The 12,878-nt window shown below is 57.6% G+C and carries 13 protein-coding genes; 8 read left to right on the top strand and 5 right to left on the bottom strand.

Annotated elements, in window-relative coordinates:
* Positions 1–10 precede the first annotated feature (10 nt).
* The 6 genes from AC3WUT_RS01105 (at position 11) to AC3WUT_RS01130 (ending at position 7,462) form a co-directional block, all read left to right on the top strand.
* The gene (locus AC3WUT_RS01105) at positions 11–1,780 is read left to right on the top strand and encodes an acetolactate synthase 3 catalytic subunit (protein ID WP_492345215.1); all 1,770 of its coding nucleotides are present in this window, start codon (positions 11–13) and stop codon (positions 1,778–1,780) included.
* 117 nt (positions 1,781–1,897) lie between these two features.
* Positions 1,898–2,389, top strand: coding sequence for an acetolactate synthase small subunit (gene ilvN / locus AC3WUT_RS01110; RefSeq protein ID WP_492345216.1), 492 nt, complete (start codon positions 1,898–1,900; stop codon positions 2,387–2,389).
* A 126-nt stretch (positions 2,390–2,515) separates the two neighbouring features.
* Positions 2,516–3,532, top strand: a complete 1,017-nt coding sequence (gene ilvC / locus AC3WUT_RS01115; protein ID WP_492345217.1) for a ketol-acid reductoisomerase — start codon at positions 2,516–2,518, stop codon at positions 3,530–3,532.
* Positions 3,533–3,714: 182 nt separating this feature from the next.
* The gene (gene pssA / locus AC3WUT_RS01120) at positions 3,715–4,554 is read left to right on the top strand and encodes a CDP-diacylglycerol--serine O-phosphatidyltransferase (protein ID WP_492345218.1); all 840 of its coding nucleotides are present in this window, start codon (positions 3,715–3,717) and stop codon (positions 4,552–4,554) included.
* Between the two features lie 241 nt (positions 4,555–4,795).
* Entirely contained in the window at positions 4,796–6,334 is a 1,539-nt protein-coding gene (locus AC3WUT_RS01125) for a 2-isopropylmalate synthase (protein WP_492345219.1), read from the top strand.
* A gap of 120 nt (positions 6,335–6,454) precedes the next feature.
* Positions 6,455–7,462: a serine hydrolase gene (locus AC3WUT_RS01130; RefSeq protein ID WP_492345593.1), complete on the top strand. Its 1,008-nt coding sequence runs from the start codon at positions 6,455–6,457 to the stop codon at positions 7,460–7,462.
* A gap of 113 nt (positions 7,463–7,575) precedes the next feature.
* Here the strand turns inward: AC3WUT_RS01130 and AC3WUT_RS01135 are convergent, their stop codons facing one another.
* The 5 genes from AC3WUT_RS01135 to AC3WUT_RS01155 all read right to left on the bottom strand — a co-directional run bounded on the left by AC3WUT_RS01135 (position 7,576) and on the right by AC3WUT_RS01155 (position 11,430).
* On the bottom strand, positions 7,576–8,313 hold the full coding sequence (locus tag AC3WUT_RS01135) for an IclR family transcriptional regulator (RefSeq protein ID WP_492345220.1): 738 nt from the start codon (positions 8,311–8,313) through the stop codon (positions 7,576–7,578).
* A gap of 110 nt (positions 8,314–8,423) precedes the next feature.
* Positions 8,424–9,170, bottom strand: a complete 747-nt coding sequence (locus AC3WUT_RS01140; RefSeq protein WP_492345221.1) for an arginyltransferase — start codon at positions 9,168–9,170, stop codon at positions 8,424–8,426.
* A gap of 5 nt (positions 9,171–9,175) precedes the next feature.
* Positions 9,176–9,934, bottom strand: a complete 759-nt coding sequence (gene aat / locus AC3WUT_RS01145) for a leucyl/phenylalanyl-tRNA--protein transferase (RefSeq protein ID WP_492345222.1) — start codon at positions 9,932–9,934, stop codon at positions 9,176–9,178.
* Positions 9,935–10,004: 70 nt separating this feature from the next.
* On the bottom strand, positions 10,005–10,766 hold the full coding sequence (locus AC3WUT_RS01150; protein ID WP_492345223.1) for an Hpt domain-containing response regulator: 762 nt from the start codon (positions 10,764–10,766) through the stop codon (positions 10,005–10,007).
* A gap of 10 nt (positions 10,767–10,776) precedes the next feature.
* Positions 10,777–11,430 carry a response regulator gene (locus AC3WUT_RS01155; protein ID WP_492345224.1) on the bottom strand — a complete coding sequence of 218 codons (654 nt, stop codon included), beginning with the start codon at positions 11,428–11,430 and terminating at the stop codon, positions 10,777–10,779.
* A 129-nt stretch (positions 11,431–11,559) separates the two neighbouring features.
* Here AC3WUT_RS01155 and AC3WUT_RS01160 point away from each other — a divergent pair, with 129 nt between their 5' ends.
* Together AC3WUT_RS01160 and AC3WUT_RS01165 are read left to right on the top strand one after the other, a co-directional pair.
* The gene (locus AC3WUT_RS01160) at positions 11,560–11,934 is read left to right on the top strand and encodes a response regulator transcription factor (protein WP_492345225.1); all 375 of its coding nucleotides are present in this window, start codon (positions 11,560–11,562) and stop codon (positions 11,932–11,934) included.
* A gap of 143 nt (positions 11,935–12,077) precedes the next feature.
* Complete coding sequence (locus tag AC3WUT_RS01165; RefSeq protein ID WP_492345226.1) at positions 12,078–12,875, top strand: ABC transporter substrate-binding protein; 798 nt, start codon at positions 12,078–12,080, stop codon at positions 12,873–12,875.
* Positions 12,876–12,878 lie beyond the last annotated feature (3 nt).

Below are 12,878 nucleotides of genomic sequence, written 5' to 3' on the forward strand. Positions count from 1 at the left end.
AAGGTTGATCATGGAAATCTCAAAGGCTGAAATGGCCTCCGCTGCAGCAGCAGTGCCCTCGCAAGAGCTGATGGGCTCGGAAATTCTCATCAAAGGCCTTCAGGCCGAAGGCGTCAAGTACATCTGGGGTTACCCGGGTGGTGCTGTTCTTTACATCTACGACGCGCTTTACAAACAGGATTCGATTCAGCACGTTCTGGTGCGCCACGAACAAGCTGCCGTTCACGCTGCTGACGGGTACGCACGTGCCACCGGTGACGTGGGTGTGGCCCTGGTGACGTCTGGCCCCGGTTTGACCAATGCGGTCACGGGTATCGCCACTGCGTACATGGACAGCATCCCGATGGTGATCATCAGTGGCCAGGTTCCCACGCCGGCCATCGGTCTGGATGCCTTCCAGGAATGCGATACCGTGGGCATCACCCGGCCTATCGTGAAGCACAATTTCCTGGTCAAAGATCCGCGCGATCTGGCTTTGACTCTTAAAAAGGCCTTCCACATCGCGCGCAGCGGCCGCCCGGGCCCCGTGGTGGTGGACATCCCCAAGGACGTGTCTTTCAAGAAGGTGGCCTATTCCGGCTACCCTGAGACCGTCGAGATGCGCTCGTACAACCCGGTGCGCAAAGGCCACGGTGGGCAAATCCGCAAGGCCCTGCAACTGTTGTTGACGGCAAAACGCCCCTACATCTACACCGGTGGTGGTGTGTTGCTGGGCAATGCCACCCAGGAGTTGCGTACGCTGGTCGAGTTGCTCGGCTATCCCGTGACCAATACCCTGATGGGTTTGGGTGCTTTCCCCGCGTCGGATCGCAAGTTCCTGGGCATGCTGGGCATGCACGGCACCATTGAGGCCAACAATGCCATGCAGAACTGCGACGTCCTGCTGGCCGTGGGGGCCCGCTTTGACGATCGCGTCATTGGCAATCCCAAGCACTTCGCGCAGAACGAGCGCAAGATCATTCACATCGATATCGATCCTTCCAGCATCTCCAAGCGGGTGAAGGTCGACATTCCGATCGTCGGCGACGTGAAGGACGTGCTGGGTGAGTTGATCAGCATGATCCGTGAAGGCAGCCAGCGTCCTGATGCTTCAGCGTTGGGCGCGTGGTGGGACACCATCGAAGGTTGGCGCAAGCGCGACTGCCTCAAATACGATCGTGGCAATGGCGAGGTCATCAAGCCGCAGTATGTGGTTGAGACCCTGTGGAACATGACCCGCGACGCCGACACCTACATCACATCCGATGTGGGTCAGCATCAGATGTGGGCTGCCCAGTACTACCGTTTCGATGAGCCACGTCGGTGGATCAACTCGGGTGGTTTGGGAACCATGGGCGTGGGCATTCCTTACGCCATGGGCATCAAGCTGGCCAAGCCGGACAGCGAGGTGTTCTGCATCACGGGCGAAGGTTCGGTGCAGATGAACATCCAGGAACTGTCGACCTGTCTGCAGTACAACACGCCGATCAAGATCTGCTCGCTGAACAACCGATATCTCGGCATGGTGCGTCAGTGGCAGGAGATTGAGTACTCTGGCCGTTACAGCCACAGTTACATGGACGCCTTGCCTAATTTTGTGAAATTGGCTGAGGCCTATGGCCACGTGGGCATGTTGATCGAGCGACCCCAGGATGTCGAGCCTGCATTGCGCGAGGCCCGCAAACTGAAGGACCGTACCGTCTTCATGGACTTCCGCACGGACCCCACCGAGAACGTGTTCCCGATGGTGCAGGCCGGCAAGGGCATCACCGAGATGCTGCTGGGGTCTGAAGACCTCTGACATGCGGACCTTGGGTGCCCTTCGCGCACCCGGTCCAATCTTTCGACGAATCTATTGACCGCCGAGCTGCACCATTACCGTGGTGCGGGGAGGGCGGCGAAAAGAGGAATCCTTTTCATGAAGCACATCATTGCAGTCCTGCTCGAAAACGAGGCAGGTGCCCTGTCCCGCGTGGTGGGTCTTTTTTCGGCCCGCGGTTACAACATCGAGTCGCTCACAGTGGCGCCCACCGAGGACCCCAGCCTGTCGCGCATGACGATCCAGACCGCTGGCTCCGATGACGTCATCGAGCAGATCACCAAGCACCTGAATCGTCTGATCGAAGTGGTGAAGGTCGTTGACCTGACCGAAGGGGCCTACACAGAACGTGAGCTCATGATGGTGAAGGTCCGTGCCGTCGGCAAGGAGCGCGAAGAGATGAAGCGCATGGCCGATATTTTCCGAGGCCGCATCATCGACGTGACTGAGAAGAGCTACACCATCGAGCTCACCGGTGACTTGTCCAAGAACGATGCGTTCCTGGACGCGATCGACCGCAGCGCCATTCTTGAGACCGTCCGCACGGGCGCCAGCGGCATCGGGCGTGGTGAGAGAATACTGCGCGTCTGATTTTCTGTTCGGTCGTGTTTCGACAGGCTCAACACGAACCGATCTTTATATGGCGATTGTTCCCGAGCGTTCGCCCCGAGCCTGTCACTGGGCGTTATCGCCAAACCTCATTCATTGGAGAACATCATGAAAGTTTTTTACGACAAGGATTGTGACCTGAGCCTGATCAAGGGCAAGACTGTTGCCATCATCGGTTACGGTTCGCAAGGGCATGCTCACGCCCAAAACCTGAACGACAGCGGCGTGAAGGTGGTGGTGGGTCTGCGCAAGGGCGGTGCTTCGTGGGACAAGGTTGGCAAGGCTGGCCTGACCGTTCTCGAAGTCAACGAGGCTGTGAAGTCTGCTGATGTGGTCATGATTCTGCTGCCCGACGAGCAGATCGCTGAGGTTTACACCAACAACGTGGCGCCCAACATCAAGCAGGGTGCTTCGCTGGCCTTTGCTCACGGTTTCAACGTGCATTACAACCAGGTGGTGCCCCGTGCCGATCTGGACGTCTGGATGGTGGCTCCGAAGGCCCCTGGCCATACGGTCCGCTCGACGTATGCGCAAGGCGGCGGCGTGCCTCACCTGGTGGCTGTTCATCAGGACAAGAGTGGCAAGGCCCGTGATCTGGCACTGTCCTATGCCATGGCCAACGGTGGCGGCAAGGCTGGCATCATTGAGACCAACTTCAAGGAAGAAACCGAGACCGACCTGTTCGGCGAGCAAGCCGTTCTGTGCGGTGGTGCTGTCGAACTGATCAAGATGGGCTATGAGACCCTGGTCGAGGCTGGCTACGCCCCCGAAATGGCGTACTTCGAATGCCTGCACGAACTCAAGCTGATCGTTGACCTGATCTATGAAGGCGGCATCGCCAACATGAACTACTCGATCTCCAACAATGCTGAGTTCGGTGAGTACGTGACTGGCCCTGAAGTCATCAACGAGCAATCGCGTGCTGCCATGCGCCATGCCCTGAAGCGCATTCAGAACGGTGACTATGCCAAGATGTTCATCCAGGAAGGCCGTTTGAACTACCCGAGCATGACCGCTCGTCGTCGCAACACCGCCGACCATTCCATCGAAAAGGTGGGCGGCCAACTGCGCGCCATGATGCCTTGGATTGCCAAGAACAAGCTGGTTGACCAGACCCGCAACTGATGAAGCTTGGCATGGGCGCCATGCCTTTGCCTCGAACTGACAAGGGCCACCCTCGGGTGGCCCTTGTTTTTTGGATTCACAGGGGTCCTGTGGCTTAAACTTGGCTGACTGGGCTTGGGGTTGTACCAAGCCTTGCTGGCAGTCCTGATCGGCTTGCCGCTTTTTGGAATGGAGAACGATTCATGCACGATGGCAACGCGTCATCACCTGACAGCCTGGATGAGGTGGTGCTGCCAAAGCGCAGAAAGGGCATCTATGTGCTGCCCAACCTGTTCACGTTGGCAGCCTTGTTTGGTGGTTTTTACTCGATCGTGATGGCCATGAACGGCCGGTTTGACCAGGCTGCCGTGGGCGTTTTCTGTGCCATGGTGTTGGACAGCCTGGATGGTCGCGTGGCGCGCATGACCAACACGCAGAGTGCCTTTGGCGAGCAGATGGACTCACTCGCTGACATGGTCTCGTTTGGTGCGGCGCCTGCCTTGATCGCCTACGAGTGGGCGCTCAAGGGTTTGGGTCGTTGGGGCTGGATCGCGGCATTCGTTTACTGTGCCTGTGCGGCATTGCGCCTGGCTCGTTTCAATGTCAACACAGCGGTGGTCGACAAGCGCTACTTCCAAGGCTTGCCATCGCCAGCGGCCGCAGCTCTGGTGGCAGGCTTGATCTGGTTGGTGACCGAAGCCGGAATTCGCGCGGGTGAGTCCAGCTGGCTGACCTGGACCCAGGTGACCTGGATCACCTTTGCGCTGACTTTGTATGCCGGCCTGACCATGGTCACCAACGTGCCTTTTTACAGCTTCAAGGATGTGCATTTCAAGCGGAGCGTTCCGTTTGCTGTGATCGTGCTGATCGCGCTCGGGATTGCTGTGATCAACATCCATCCCCCCATCGTGTTGTTTGGCCTGTTCATCATCTATGGGTTCAGTGGTTATGGCGTGTACATCTGGCGTCGAACCAAGGGCATGCAAACCAGTGTGATCAGTACAAGCACCGATGAGCCCGACGAACGCGGCTTGCACAAGTGAACAGAGCCTGTGCTACATTTGCCCGCATGCGTGTTTCCCACTTGTTGCGTGTCGGTGTTGGTGCGGCTCTGAAGCTTGAGCTGCTTGCTTACATTGGCTTGTCGCTAGTGGCCCTTCTGCTAAGCAGGGCGGGCTGAGCGCGTACATCTGACACCAGGATTACCCCGAGCGGCCCGCCAGTTTCATCTGTTGCGGGCCTTTTCTTTTTTGGGCTCAAGATTCAACCTTTCCGGAGACCTTCATGACTGACAAGCTGATCATTTTCGACACCACATTGCGTGATGGCGAGCAATCCCCTGGCGCCTCCATGACCAAGGACGAGAAGCTGCGCATCGCACGTCAGCTGGAGCGTCTTCGTGTGGATGTGATCGAGGCCGGCTTTGCCGCCAGTTCGAACGGCGATTTCGAAGCGGTCCAGACCATCGCCAACGCGATCAAGGACTCGACCGTCTGTTCTCTGTCCCGTGCCAACGACCGTGACATCTCCCGGGCTGCCGAAGCGCTGCGCGGCGCCAACAGCTCGCGCATCCATACGTTCATCGCAACGTCGCCGTTGCACATGGAGAAAAAGCTGCGCATGACGCCTGACCAGGTGCTCGAACAGGCCAAGCAGGCTGTGCGTTTTGCCCGCAATCTGGTGGCCGATGTCGAGTTCAGCCCCGAAGACGGCTATCGCAGCGACATGGATTTCCTTTGCCGTGTGCTGGAGACGGTGATCAACGAGGGGGCGACCACCCTCAACATTCCAGATACCGTGGGCTACGCCGTGCCGGAACTGTACGGCAACTTCATCAAGACATTGCGCGAGCGCGTCCCCAACTCCGACAAGGCCATCTGGTCGGTTCATTGCCACAACGATTTGGGCATGGCAGTGGCCAACTCGTTGGCTGGCGTCAAGATTGGGGGTGCCCGTCAGATCGAGTGCACGATCAACGGTCTGGGTGAACGGGCTGGCAACTGTTCGCTTGAAGAGGTCGTGATGGCGGTGAAGACTCGCCGTGACTATTTCAACCTTGATCTGAACATCGATACCCAACACATTGTTGCCGCCAGCCGAATGGTCAGTCAGACCACGGGCTTTGTGGTGCAGCCCAACAAGGCAGTGGTCGGCGCCAACGCGTTTGCCCATGCTTCTGGCATTCACCAGGACGGCGTGTTGAAGGCGCGCGACACCTACGAGATCATGCGTGCCGAAGACGTGGGTTGGTCGGCCAACAAGATCGTTTTGGGCAAACTCAGTGGCCGCAATGCTTTCAAGCAACGCCTGCAAGAGTTGGGTGTCAGTCTGGAAAGCGAGCAGGAGGTGAATGCCGCGTTCAGTCGTTTCAAGGAGTTGGCGGATCGCAAGAGCGAGATCTTTGACGAAGACATCTTGGCCCTGGTCAGTGATGAGAGTGTGGCGACTGAGAAAGAGCAGTACAGCCTGGTCTCTTTGTCGCAGCACAGCGAAACGGGTGAGCGTCCCCGTGCGAGCATTGTCTTCACGGTGGAGGGTAAAGAGGTTCGCGGTGAGTCGGATGGCAACGGCCCTGTGGACGCCTCGCTCAAGGCCATCGAGTCCCATGTGAAAAGCGGTGCCGAAATGGTGCTGTATTCGGTCAACGCCATCAGTGGTTCGACCGAGAGTCAGGGCGAAGTAACCGTTCGACTGCAAAACAGTGGCCGCGTCGTCAACGGTGTGGGGTCTGATCCGGACATCGTTGTGGCATCGGCCAAGGCCTACCTCAGCGCCTTGAACAAATTGCACAGTAAAGCTGACCGGGTAGCGGCACAGGGCTGAGCAGGCTCTTTATAATTCTCGGAAAACCTGAAAAACTCCGTGCAAGTGGTTGATCTTGTGCGGGTTTTTCTTTATCGTAGCCGTGTGTAACATATGTTGTCTGCACGGAGAGCCTGCATGATGTCCTCTTTGATCGCTCCCATGAACCGTTTCAACCGTTTGATGACTTTTTCGGCCTTGGTGCTGGCTGTTTCGGTGGGAGGGGTTCACGCTGCAGAGCGCAAAAAGACGGCAGTCGTGCGAACCCATGCGATTCAAAAGGTGGCACATGCGCCGCGCCACCACAAGGTGCCCGCGCGGGCTGCAGTCATCGTGCCGGCCAAGGCTTCCTTTGGGCAGATGGCGGGCTTGCACGGCTCGTCAGACCCTTTGGCGCTGCGGTCAAGCGTGGCGTTGGTGGTGGACCAAGACACCCACGAAGTGCTTCTGAGCAAGAATGATCAGGCCGTGCTGCCCATCGCCTCGTTGACCAAGCTCATGACGGGCGTGATTGTCAGTGAAGCTCATTTGTCGATGGATGAGAACATCACCATCACTCAGGATGATGTCGACACCGAAAAGGGAAGCAGCTCCCGCCTTGCTGTGGGCTCGACCCTGAGTCGGGGTGAAATGCTTCACCTGGCCTTGATGTCCAGCGAAAACCGGGCCGCCCACGCACTGGGACGTACCTTCCCGGGTGGTTTGGCAACCTTTGTGTCTCTGATGAATGCCAAAGCCAAGTCTTTGGGCATGGGGGATACCAGCTACGTCGAGCCGACAGGCCTGTCAAGCAAAAATCAGTCCAGTGCACGTGATTTGGCCGTATTGGTGAATGCTGCGCACACCGACCCGGTGCTCCGAGAGCTGACCACATCGCCCGGTTATCAGGTCGAGGTGGGACGCCGCACTTTGCAATACAACAACACCAATCGCTTGGTCAAAAATCCGGCTTGGGACATTGGGCTGCAGAAGACCGGCTACATCTCTGAAGCCGGGCAATGCTTGGTGATGCAGGCCAAGGTGGCTGGTCGCAAATTGATCATGGTGTTTCTGGATTCGGCGGGCAAACTCAGTCGAATTGCCGATGCGGAGCGTGTGAAGCGTTGGGTGGAGAGCAACCATCCTTTGATCGCTGCCCGCAACGGCTGATGCGTTCAATCCTGTCCGCCGAAGATCGGCGGGCCCATGAAAAAAGAGCCTGGGATGTCTTGAGACACCCAGGCTCTTTTGATTGAGCGCCTGCTTTGATCAGGCTCTGAACATCAGCCAGCGCTGGAAGGGCTGGGTTTATAGCCCAGGGCTTGTGAGATTTCACCCGCCGTTGCCTCAAGCTTGGGTAGCCAACCTTCATCCAGGCGATCTGCTGGCGCTGAAATGGAAAGCCCGGCGACCAGGCGTCCCTGGTCATCATGAATGCCGGCGGCCATGCAGCGCACGCCCAGCTCCAGTTCTTCGTTGTCGCGGGCAATGCCGTACTGGCGAGCTTTGGACAACTCTCGCTCCAACAGCGGGAGTTGTGTGATGCTGTTGCGCGTGTGCCCGGCCAGTCCTGTGCGCGTGGCATAGGCTCTGACCTTCTGCGGCTCGTCCACAGCCAGAAACAGTTTGCCCACCGAGGTCAGGTGCAGTGGTGCCCTGCCGCCAATGGCTCGAACCACCTGCATTCCCGATCTTTCACTGTAGGCGCGCTCGACATAGACGATTTCATCGCCTTGGCGAACACTGAGGTTGACTGGCTGTTGAATCAGCTTGTGCAACTCTCGCATGGGGGCGAGGGCCGCATCGCGCACACTGAGCCTGGCTTTGACCAAATTGCCCAACTCCAGCAGGCGCATGCCCAGCCGATAGTTGCCGGCTTCAGGTCGATCGACAAATCGTCCTGTTGCCAGGTCATTCAAAATCCGGTGGGTTGTGGACGGATGCAGCCCTGTTCTCTCGCTGATCTCCTTGAGCGAGATGGCCTCTTCGCGAGAGGCCAGTACATCGATCAACGCAAACATGCGCTCTATGACCTGAATGCTTGGACTGGTCGGCTGGGTGGTATCTCGTTTTCGCATTGCTAACCATGTTTGGAGTTGTTCTTATTTTACTTGGTGAAATGAATGTCCGCTCAGCGCGCCGTACTTCGAATCCACGTCTGATCCACCAAAACCTCATGGGGCAGGTACTGGGCTTTGTAGCTCATCTTCGGACTGGACTTGATCCAGTAGCCCAGGTACACATGAGGCAGCGAAAGTGACTTGGCCTGCTCGATTTGCCACATCACGTTGTAGGTGCCATAGCTGCCGCCGACATCGGGATCGTAAAACGTGTAGACCGCTGACAGCCCATCGTCCAGGACGTCCAGGATGCTGATCATGCGAAGAAGACCAGGGGTGTCCGGATGCGTGGAGGGTTCGCGGAACTCGACCAGCCGAGAATTCACGCGGCTTTGCAGCAGAAACTGGGTGTACTGATCGACGCTGTCATGGTCCATGCCGCCACCAGCGTGCCTGCCAGCTTGGTATTGCAAATAAAGTTGGTAGTGCTCAGCTGAAAAGTGCAACTTCAAAACACGCGCTTCCAGGCGCTCGTGAAGCCTTGCGGCGCGGCGTTGGCTGCGATTGGCCTTGAAGTCCCGTACAAGAATTCTCAGGGGCTGGCATTCCCTGCAACCATCGCAATAAGGGCGGTAAGTGAACATGCCACTGCGCCGGAACCCTGCAGAGACCAGATCCGAATAAAGACTGGTCTGAATCAGATGACCGGGCGTTGCAACCTGAGAGCGTGCCTGCCTTTCAGGCAAATAGCTGCAGGGGTAGGGCGCTGTTGCATAGAACTGCAGGGTTTGCAGGGGCAGGTCATTGAGCTGGGTCACGGTCTTTACCTGAGGCGGCTGACACGATCCCAGTATACGGAATTAAATTGCCAGCTTGGCGCGGCCATGGCAGTGGCCTTTTCAAGCCACGCGGTGAAGGTCTTGCGTTCTATTTCATGGGCCCCCATGGAGGCCAGGTGCCTTGTGTTTTGCTGGCAGTCAATCCACTTGATGTCGTTTTCCAGGCAAAAACCCACCAAGGCAGCCAGTGCCAGCTTCGAGCCATCAGGCATGCGAGTGAACATGGATTCGCCAAACATGGCTCGTCCAATGTTGATTCCGTACAACCCCGCTTGAAGCTGGCCATCGACCCAGGTCTCCACGCTGTGGGCAATGCCCATCTTGTGCAAAGCCAGATAGGCCTGAATCATGCCTTCGGTGATCCAGGTGCCTTGCTGTTGCGGTCGCGGGCTTTGAGCACAAGCGCGCATGACCGCCTCAAACTGGGTGTCGAATCGGACCTCAAACTGGCACTGTGAACCCAATCGGGCCAGCGTTTGCCGAAGGCTACGTCGCATTCGAAAGCCGCTGGGGGGGAGCACCATGCGAGGATCGGGGCTCCACCAGAGAATGGGCTGACCGTCGCTGAACCAGGGGAATATTCCCTGCCGGTAGGCCTCGACCAAGGTGGTCGGACTCAGATCTGCGCCTGCGGCGAGCAAGCCAGGCAGAGGGTCGATACGACCCCAACTGCGCTCGACAGGGGGGAAGGGCTCACCCGGTGCAAGAAAGGGCAGCTGTGGCGGCGTGTGAGGCTTGTTCAAGAGAATGCCCAGCACGGTTTGCCGTCAGGCGCATCCGACCCGGCCAGGCCGCCGGCCTTGGGCGGAAGGGTCAGCATGGCGTCGCAAGGTGCCTTTGCCGCGCATCCAGCAGTGCGTTGCGCAAGTGCCCCCATTGATGTTGAGCCGCGATCAATTCTTGTCGCTCTGCCAATTGTTCGAGGGCCTTGGCGATCTGGGCGCCATTTTCTTCGGCGAGTGTGTGCAGCACGGTCTTCAGGCTGTGACCCATTCGGCGCAAGGCCGGCAGGTCTTGGGCTTGGTTGGCCAGGTCGCCAGTTTCGATATCGACTTGGAATTGGGCCAAACAGGCTTGCCGATACATCATGAACAACTGCGTATCGCCATTGAAATGGGTCTCGATGGCATGGCGCTCAAGGTCTTGCAGTGAGGACGACGGTGGGGCAGTCGGAGCGTCGGTCTGGATCGATGCCTGAGAAATTGGCTGGGTAGACAAGCCCTCTTCCACGCAGGTCAGCAAATCCAGAACTGAAATCGGCTTTGACAACATGCGCCAAACCCCAAGCGCCTGCAGTTGTGTTTTCACACTGCTCGTGAGGCCGGCACTGAACACCACCACCTTGGTCTGTGGAGCCAGATCAGGTTGTTCACGAAGCTTTTCGAGCAAGGTGACCCCCGATTCACCCGGCAGCATCAGGTCGGTCAGAATCAGGTCGAACGGCGACTGACTCAGGTAGTTGATGCCTTGCTTGACGGTATCCGTGATCATCAACTCGGCACCGATGTCCTCCAGCGCGAATTCGACGAAGCGTTGTATGGAGGCGTCGTCCTCGATCAGCAAGATGCGCGGCATGCAATGGCCTTCAGACGGATGACTTGACTTGACCTGCCCCTGTGGGTAACACCTGGGCCAACAAGCCGGGCAGTTCGGCGACCAGCCTAGGTTTGTGGATGACGCGAACGCCCTTCAGTGCGAAGGCGTAGGGCCCCCGTTGGGTTTCGTCGAGCGAGGTGATGACGATCAATTGGCTGCGGGCAAACTGGGGATGCGAGCGCAAACTGGTGATCAGGGTGGGGCCATCGATGCCGGGGAGCAGGATGTCGACAATCAAGATGTCGGGTTGGAACTGCCCATAAATGGCCAAGCCCGCAATTCCATCGTCGGCGACACGCAAGTCGACGTTGGGGAAGTGCTGCCGGATCAGCATGCTGACCAGGTTCTGGAAGTGGGTGCTGTCTTCAATCAGCAGGACCCGTGATCCCCCTGAACCTGGCACTGAACGGCCCGTCGCGGGGTCGGCGCTGTGGCGGTCGACCTGGCTTCCCGCCGGTTTGCGTGAGGCAATCCAGCGTTCGACCGAGGAGCGAGAAATCCGTCGATGGCCTCCTGGCGTCTTCCAGGCCTCGAGTTCCTCCCTGTCGACCATCAGTTGAACCGATCGAACTGCCATGCCCAACAGGCCGGCTACCTCGAGGGTTGTGTAGTGATCGCGTGTGGAATTTTCTTCTTGGGTCATGATGCGCTGTATTTTGGCACGACTGCTGTAAAAAAAGACTTGACAAATGATAAAAATAATTTATATGATATCGTTATCTTGTCAAAAATCAGCTTGTCAGGCGATTTTTGAATTATCGCGAGGTACTGCATGAAAAAAATACTGATCGTCGATGACCATGCGGATATTCGCAAGCTTTTGCGAATGACCATGGAGTTTGTGGCGTACGAAATATTCGAAGCAGCGGATGGGCAGGCGGGCCTCAGCTTGGCCGAGGAGTTGCACCCCGACCTGGTGCTGCTTGACGTGATGATGCCAGGAGGCATCGATGGCTTGGAGGTTTGTCGGCGGATCAAGGCGAACGCGCAATTGGCTCGTTCCAAGGTCATTTTGCTGACGGCCCGTGGGCAGAGTGAAGACCGGGCAGCTGGTTTCGAAGCGGGGGCTGACGAGTACCTGGTCAAGCCATTCAGCCTGTTGCAGTTGATCGAAACCATCAACAAACTCGAAGAAGCTTCGTCGTGAATCCCATCGTGGGCGGTGGGCCGGCAATGGGTGACGACCGGGCGCCCTGTCTTTGTCGCCGGCAAGATAAGCGCATGCCTTGGGGGCCTTGTGCGATTCCGGCACCTGCAAATGGGGCGAATGACGGATACCAGGAGTAGATCATGATGTATCGGTTTCTGGTGAATTGGTGCCTGGCCCTGGGGCTTTCGATGGCGATGTCGCCGTTGATCGCCGGTAGCGTCCACGACCGAGTGCAAACGAGCAAGGTGGTTCGGGTCTGCATCTGGCCAGATTACTATGGTGTCACCTACCGCAACCCCCGTACTCAGCAATTGGTCGGGGTCGATATTGACTTGGCCCACGAGTTGGCGGCAGACCTGTCGATGAAAGTTGAGTTCGTCGATTCAAGCTTTGCCTCCCTGGTGCCCGATCTCTTGAGTGATCGCTGCGATATTGCCATGTTTGCTGTGGGCATGCTTGCGCAACGCATGCAGCATCTGCGATTCTCCAGACCCTATTTGCGTAGCGATATTTATGCCATCACCACGCGCGGCAGTGCCACCATCAAACAATGGGCAGACATTGATCGGCCGGGCATTCTGGTTGGAGTTCAGTCCGGGACATTCATGGAGCCTGTGATGGCTGCTTACCTGAAACATGCCAAGCTCGTCAATGTCAAGCCACCCCAGACCCGTGAACGCGAGCTGGAGGCCGGGCGGATCGACGTTTTCATGACCGATTATCCTTACAGTCGTCGATTGCTGGACAACGCAGATTGGGCCACCTTGATCTCCTCGCCAAAACCGTTTCATGTCTTGCCCTACGGCTATGCGGTGAAGCCGGGGGACGAAAGTTGGTATTCCGTAGTGGATGATTTTGTGTCCCGAATTCAAAAAGATGGTCGTCTGGAGGGCCTTGCCAAAAGGCATGGGCTGGCCTCCATGGTGGTTCAGCCTTGACGG

This window comes from Curvibacter sp. EU05-FHT14A10 (genome assembly GCF_058791075.1).

Coding starts and splice junctions, on each gene's coding strand:
- AC3WUT_RS01150 (WP_492345223.1), bottom strand. CDS start 10,766: ATGCCGCGCATCTTGCTGATCGAGGACGACGCCTCCATACAACGCTTC.
- ilvC (WP_492345217.1), top strand. CDS start 2,516: ATGAAAGTTTTTTACGACAAGGATTGTGACCTGAGCCTGATCAAGGGC.
- AC3WUT_RS01130 (WP_492345593.1), top strand. CDS start 6,455: ATGTCCTCTTTGATCGCTCCCATGAACCGTTTCAACCGTTTGATGACT.
- pssA (WP_492345218.1), top strand. CDS start 3,715: ATGCACGATGGCAACGCGTCATCACCTGACAGCCTGGATGAGGTGGTG.
- AC3WUT_RS01165 (WP_492345226.1), top strand. CDS start 12,078: ATGATGTATCGGTTTCTGGTGAATTGGTGCCTGGCCCTGGGGCTTTCG.
- ilvN (WP_492345216.1), top strand. CDS start 1,898: ATGAAGCACATCATTGCAGTCCTGCTCGAAAACGAGGCAGGTGCCCTG.
- AC3WUT_RS01135 (WP_492345220.1), bottom strand. CDS start 8,313: ATGTTTGCGTTGATCGATGTACTGGCCTCTCGCGAAGAGGCCATCTCG.
- AC3WUT_RS01105 (WP_492345215.1), top strand. CDS start 11: ATGGAAATCTCAAAGGCTGAAATGGCCTCCGCTGCAGCAGCAGTGCCC.
- AC3WUT_RS01160 (WP_492345225.1), top strand. CDS start 11,560: ATGAAAAAAATACTGATCGTCGATGACCATGCGGATATTCGCAAGCTT.
- AC3WUT_RS01125 (WP_492345219.1), top strand. CDS start 4,796: ATGACTGACAAGCTGATCATTTTCGACACCACATTGCGTGATGGCGAG.
- AC3WUT_RS01155 (WP_492345224.1), bottom strand. CDS start 11,430: ATGACCCAAGAAGAAAATTCCACACGCGATCACTACACAACCCTCGAG.